The 4,969-nt window shown below is 71.2% G+C and carries 5 protein-coding genes; 2 read left to right on the forward strand and 3 right to left on the reverse strand.

The annotated features are described in order from the left end of the window. Both I73_RS09135 and I73_RS09140 read left to right on the forward strand, forming a co-directional pair. Nucleotides 1-709: GGDEF domain-containing protein (locus I73_RS09135; RefSeq protein ID WP_022980328.1), on the forward strand; the 709-nt coding region annotated here is incomplete at its 5' end. Beyond that, the gene (locus tag I73_RS09140; RefSeq protein ID WP_022980329.1) at nucleotides 706-2,805 is read left to right on the forward strand and encodes a GGDEF domain-containing protein; all 2,100 of its coding nucleotides are present in this window, start codon (nucleotides 706-708) and stop codon (nucleotides 2,803-2,805) included. The genes I73_RS09135 and I73_RS09140, both read left to right, overlap by 4 nt. Before the next feature lie 46 nt (nucleotides 2,806-2,851). Here the strand turns inward: I73_RS09140 and I73_RS27045 are convergent, their stop codons facing one another. From I73_RS27045 to I73_RS09155, 3 genes are read right to left on the reverse strand one after another with little or no spacing between them, the layout of a single operon-like run. Next, nucleotides 2,852-3,067 (reverse strand): hypothetical protein, encoded by a 216-nt coding sequence (locus tag I73_RS27045; protein ID WP_040500074.1) that lies wholly within the window; start codon nucleotides 3,065-3,067, stop codon nucleotides 2,852-2,854. Nucleotides 3,068-3,092: 25 nt separating this feature from the next. Beyond that, nucleotides 3,093-3,884, reverse strand: coding sequence for a BPSS1780 family membrane protein (locus tag I73_RS09150; protein ID WP_026096509.1), 792 nt, complete (start codon nucleotides 3,882-3,884; stop codon nucleotides 3,093-3,095). Between the two features lie 4 nt (nucleotides 3,885-3,888). Further along, the gene (locus I73_RS09155) at nucleotides 3,889-4,857 is read right to left on the reverse strand and encodes a homoserine kinase (RefSeq protein ID WP_022980330.1); all 969 of its coding nucleotides are present in this window, start codon (nucleotides 4,855-4,857) and stop codon (nucleotides 3,889-3,891) included. Nucleotides 4,858-4,969: the final 112 nt, after the last annotated feature.

The following is a 4,969-nucleotide window of genomic DNA, read 5'->3' on the forward strand; positions in this document are numbered from 1 at the left end:
GGGTGTGGGCATGGCGGTGCTGCTGCTGGCCCTGCTGCACCGCCGGATGAAGGCCACTCAGCGGGCCCTGCACAGCGTCAACGAGCGCCTGAAGGTGCAGAGCGAGCAGGACCCGCTGACCGGCCTGGCCAACCGCCGGCATTTCCAGCGCCTGATGACCCAGGGGGAGGATGCCGGTGGCACGCTCTATCTGCTGGACCTGGACCATTTCAAGCGCATCAACGACAACTTCGGCCATGCCGGTGGCGATGCCGTGCTGATCGAGGTGGCCCGACGCCTGCAGGCTGTGCTCCGCGAGCAGGACATCGTCGTCCGCTGGGGGGGCGAGGAGTTCATGATCCTGGTGCCAGGCGAGGAGGGCGAGCCGGCCGAGTTGCTGGCGCAGCGCCTGCTCAACGCACTGGCATCCCTGCCGGTGGTGGTGGGGCCCGACCGGGTGGCCGTCACCGCGTCGATCGGCTTTGGCAGTTTCCCGCTGCAGCCGCAGCAGCTGGAGGTGCCCTGGTCCATGGCCATCGACCTGGTGGATGCGGCCATGTACATCGCCAAGACCCAGGGGCGCAATCGCGCGGTGGGGATCCGGCGGATGACGGCCAGCAACCTGGACGAGGTGGCGCACCAGATGCAGGATCTGGAGGCCGTCTGGCGCCGGGACGAAGCGCAACTGGTCGAAATCCACGGTCCCGACGTGGTGGGGCAGACCGCATGAGCACCCCCTGGGGCCGGCGGCTGCCGGGGGTGCGGCTGGGTTGGCTGCTCGCCGGCTGGCTGGCAGGCGCCCAGGGGTTGGCGGGTGCGGCGCCCGTCTTCCAGGTGGGGGAGGGTGGCATCGGACGGGCCCTAAGCGATGTGTCGGACGAGTGGGTTCACCGAGGCGAGGACGACCCGGCCGCGGTGCTGGCCGAGCTGGAGCAGGCGCCCCCGCCCACCAGCGGCGTCCCGGTGCTGGCCTGGCAGCGCATGCGAGCCCGCACCCGCGGCCTGGTGGCGGCCCGCTCCGACATGGAAGAGGATGTGCGCCGCGCCCTGGACACCCTGGCGTCTCTGGCGGCCGATGGCCAGGTCGATGCGCGTTTTCGGGCCGAGCTGCAGGGAGATCAGGCCCTGATCCAGGCGGTGTTGCAGGACCTGTTGGGACATCCGGCCGAGGCGTTCCTTCAGGGGCGTCTGGCCGATCAGGCCTATGACCAGGCCTGCGGCTCGCGCCAGCCCGCGCCCGATTGCGACTACCGGGCTTGGTGGCGGGCCCTGCATCTGCAGGCGCAGCGCGCCGAGACGCGTGGCGATCTGGTCGAGGCCCAGGGCCTGGCCGAGCGGGCCCACGCCGTGGCCGAGCGCGGGATGGTTCCGGGGCTGGAGGCCTGGAGCTTGGCCATGCAGGCCGTGTACCAGCAGGCGCTCAACCACCCGGATCAGGCCCGCGCGCTGATCGCGCAGGCCGACCGGGTCGTGCGGCAGCATGGTGATGTGCACTCGCTGGTGTGGGTGCGCTTTGCCGAGGCCCGGCTCGCACTGGAGAGTGGAGATTCCAAGACGGCGCTGCGTCTGATGCACCAGTCGCTGCGTCTGGCCGAACCCCTGAACTCGCCCCGCATGCAGGCCCGCATCCTGCCCAGCCTGAGCGACCTGCTGCGCAGAGCCGGCCAGCCGCGCGAGGCCCTGCAGGCGGTGGAGCAGGCCTATCCGGTGCTGCGGCGCCACCACGAACTGCGAGGCCAGCCCACCTTGTTGCACAACGGCGGGCTGGCCAGGATGCAGCTGGGGCAGGTGGCCCAGGGGCGGGCCGACATGGAGGCCGCCCTCAAGCTCTGGGACGCCACCGGCGCCCGGGCGGCCATGCGCGTGGCCCTGCAGGAGGGGTCCGAGGCGCTGGCTGCCCTGGGGGATGTGCGAGGCGCCCTGGAATTGCTGCACCGCGAGCAGGCCCTGCGGGAAGAGATCAACGCCGACAACCAGGCGGCCATCCTGGCGCAGATGCGGGCCACCTACCGCGCCGAGTCCGAGCGCCGCGAGCTGGATCTGCTGGAGCGGGAGAACGCGCTGCGTTCATCGCACCTGCAAACCCAGACCCTGATCGAGCGGATCTGGGTGGCGGCCATCGTGCTGCTGGGGCTGGCGGCCGGTGTGGTGGGCATGCTGGCGCTGCGTGCGCGTGACGCTACCCGCCGCCTGCGCCACAGCGAGGCCCTGCTGCGGGTGCAGAGCGAGCGCGATCCGCTGACCGGCCTGGCCAACCGCCGACATTTCCGCGAGGTGCTGGCCACCCGGGGTGGGGCGGCCTTCCGCGGTGCGCTGCTGCTGGTGGATGTGGATCATTTCAAACGCATCAACGACGAGTTTGGCCACCCGGCCGGCGATGCGGTGCTGATCGAGGTGGCTCGCCGTCTGGACGGTTCCGTGCGCGCCGGGGACATCGTCTGCCGCTGGGGGGGCGAGGAGTTCCTGATCTTCGCTCCGGATCTGCAGGGCGAGGCGCTGGATGCGCTGGCACTGCGGGTGCTGCGTGCGCTGGGCGACGAGGCCATCGCCCTGGACTCGGGGCGCCTGCTGCCGATCTCGGCTTCGCTGGGCTATGCAGCTTTTCCCCTGCCCGCGCATCAGGTGGCCCTGGGCTGGGAGCGGGCGGTCAATCTGGTGGACATGGCGCTCTACACCGCCAAGTCCATGGGGCGGGATCGCGCGGTGGGGATCCAGTCCGTGTCGGCGGCCGATGCGCCGGCGTTGCAGTCTCTGGAGGCGGACTTCGAGGCCGCCCGGCTGGCCGGCGAGGTGGATCTGCAGGTGTCCCCGCGCCGCGCCTACTGAGGCCTATCGAGAACGCATGGGAGCGAGCCCGCCGAGCGGGCCGGGGTCAGGGGGCGGGCTTGTCGCTGCCGCTGACCGCGTCGATCCCGGCGCCCACGGCCTTGCCCGTCACGGTGATGCCGGTGCTCACCACGCTGGCCCCCACCGAAATGACCGCGCCCGTGGCGGCGCCCGCCACCTCGACGACGGCGCAGCCTGGCGTGCCGGCCAGACAGGCCAGCAGCAGGACTGGGGTCAGCAGGGCGGAAAAGCGTCGGAACATGGCGAGCACCTCGTGGCAGTCGGGGTCACTCCGCCTGGCCGAAGCTGTCGCGGAAGGTGAAGAACAGGGAGACATAGTAGGCGGAGGTCATCGCCAGGGCCAGCGGCATCGACAGCAGTCCTATCAGCGAGCTGACGCCCAGCAACACCACCAAGAGGCTCAGCACCACGCCGGCCAGCATCATCAGCCCCATCCAGCCCAGGCCGTAGACCAGCATGGCCGCGCGGCAGCGCCACAGGGCCAGCACGCTGGAGAACATGGCCTGCGCGGGCGATTGGCCGACCCAGCAGACCAGCGCCGGGGCGTGCCAGAAGGGCATGCTCAGCAGCAGGGTCACGGTCACGCGGGCCAGCATGCCGGCCATCACGCCGGGGGCATCGGCCAGGCGTTGCAACTCGTCCGGGTCAGCGTTGCGGCTCACGCCCTGCATCAGGTCGTCCACGCCGCCGTGGTCGAACAGGTTGCAGGCCATCAGCAGCACCAGCGTCAGGAAGGCGTAGCCCAGGGCCACGGTGAGCAGGCCGCGGCGTCGCTCCACCGGCAAGTGCCGCCAGGGGGCGATGAACACCGACAGCGAAGGCCGCACACCGCGCAGGCTGGCCGCGGTGGCCATCATGTAGGCCAGCGTCAGCAGCGGGATGCCGGCCAGCACCAGCACCTCGCCAAAGCCCGGCAGCAGGGACACGATGGCCCCGGCCAGCATGAAGGCCGTGAACAGGGCCGTGTAGCTCAGCGGATGGCGAACGAATTCGCGCAGCCCCTGCCGCACCCAGACCAGCCCCTGCGAGGCCGGCACCGTCTTGAGGATGAGTGCCATGCGCTCAGACGTCGGCGTGCCAGGGGCGCTCGGCGGCGTCGCGCAGCACGCGCTCGAAGTGCACCGGGTCCTTGGGTTGCAGCAGGCTGGCCTCGCGCGGCAGGTGCCAGTCGGACAGGCGCGAGAGCCAGAAGCGCAGGGCCGCGGTGCGGCGCAGGGCGGGCAGCAGACGCAGCTCGGTGCCGGAGAGCGGCCGCTCGGCCTGGTAGGCGCTCATCAGGGCCTCGGCCCGCGGCAGGTCCAGCCGGCCGCTGTCCAGGTCGATGCACCAGTCGTTGAGCACCACGGCGAGATCGAAGACAAAGGTGTCGGTGCCGGCGAAGTAGAAGTCGAACACGCCGCTCAGGCGCTCGCGGCCGGGCAGGCCGGCGAACATGGCGTTGTCGCGGAACAGGTCGGCGTGGACGGCACCGCTGGGCAGGCTCTGGTAAGCCGCGCTGGCGTGCAGTTCGCGCTGGTGGGCCATTTCCTGGTCCAGCAGGGCGGCATCGGCCGCGCCCAGGTGCGGGCGCACCACCGGGGCGGTGGCCTCGCGCCAGGGCAGGCCGCGCAGGTTGGGCTGCTGCAGCGGGAAATCAGCCACCGCCCGGTGCATGCGGGCCAGCACACCGCCCAGCTCGCGGCAGTGGTGCAGGTCCGGCGCGTCCAGGCTCTCGCCCTGCAGGCGGTTGACCAGGGCCGCGGGCTTGCCCGCCACCGTCTGCACCAGCTCGCCCTGGGCATCGGCCCGGGGCTCGGGCACCGGCAGGCCGCGCTGAGCCAGGTGCTGCATCAGGCGCAGGTAGAAGGGCAGCTGATCGTGCGACAGGCGCTCGAACAGGGTCATCACCCATTCGCCCTCGGGCGTGGTGACGAAGTAGTTGGTGTTCTCGATGCCGCTGCCGATGGGCTGCATCGCGACCAGCGGCCCCAGACCCAGCCGCGCGAGCAGCGAGCCGGCCTGTTCGGCGCTGACCTCGGTGTAAACCGCCATGAATGCTTGGAATGAAAGGAGTGGGGAACCGGGCCCGCGGGCTCGGCTCAGAAATCCAGCTTCAGCCAGACGCGCTGGCCGGCGGACTTGTCGTCCTGCGGCAGCTTGCCAC

Source organism: Ideonella sp. B508-1 (genome assembly GCF_000333615.1).
In the GTDB taxonomy this organism is placed as follows: domain Bacteria; phylum Pseudomonadota; class Gammaproteobacteria; order Burkholderiales; family Burkholderiaceae_C; genus Ideonella.